This is a genomic window from Kitasatospora sp. MBT63 (assembly GCF_000710465.2).
In the GTDB taxonomy this organism is placed as follows: Bacteria; Actinomycetota; Actinomycetes; order Streptomycetales; family Streptomycetaceae; genus Kitasatospora.
Map to the genome: position 1 here is coordinate 1 of NZ_JAIZ01000697.1, position 844 is coordinate 844.

Genomic DNA, 844 nt, shown 5'->3' on the forward strand with positions numbered 1-844 from the left:
CCCCTGATCAGGAGTGTCCGTCAAAGCGGATCAAGCCCAGCCACCGTCAGACGCCGGCGCGTCTTCCGACACCCTTGCTGCAGTCCCCAGCGGCTCACGTCAGCAGCAAAGCCATCCTCACCCTGGAGAGGCAACGCTGAAAGCGCTCAATGGTATGGATAGTAAGGCCGGACGACAGCCGACTGAACTTATCCCAAAAGCCGCACACTTGATCCACTGCGTCGGGCCAGAAATTCTGCCACGTCGGCTCACCCGAGCTACATTAGGCCCACTCGCTTGCCCCAATTCGAACTGTCCTGGGCAACTGGATCCGGGAGCGGAGCACGCCGAAGATGCGGCACAGCAACGTGACCGAGTGGGTGGCCTTCTCCGCCGCGATGAACCGGTGGACCTCGCTCACCGGTCGCTCTCCCGCGCGAAGAAGACCGGCTTTTTTCAGGACCTCGATGGTCTTCTGCTGTTCGAGGTTCTGCCGGCGCAGGCGACGGAGCTCCTCGTGCTCGGCGCCGGGGAGCCAGGTGAGCAACAAGCAGGGAAAGCGGTACTCGGAGGAGTTCAAGCGGGATGCCGTGGCGTTGGCCCGGTCCTCCAGAGCCCGGATTGCCTTCACCGCGGTCAACCCTGTCCTGCTCGACCCAGCTCCGCAGGCCCTCGGGACCCACCCCAGGTCGCGGGCCACCTCGGTGACCGTCTACTTCCTCTGGAACCTCACGTCCCAGTCTCCAGGTGTCCAAGTCCAGGGGGAAGCTTCAGCCCAGGTCGTTGCGCATTCGGGCATGGTCGGCCAGGCGGCGACGAGCTCACACCCGGAACCCCTGGGCTTCCCTGATCCTACGAATGATCA

Annotated in this window: 1 protein-coding gene; it reads right to left on the reverse strand. The window is 63.9% G+C overall.

Annotated features, from left to right (window positions below):
• Positions 1-262: 262 nt before the first annotated feature.
• Positions 263-619 carry a hypothetical protein gene (locus AA75_RS36695; RefSeq protein ID WP_051814065.1) on the reverse strand — a complete coding sequence of 119 codons (357 nt, stop codon included), beginning with the start codon at positions 617-619 and terminating at the stop codon, positions 263-265.
• Between the last annotated feature and the right edge of the window lie 225 nt (positions 620-844).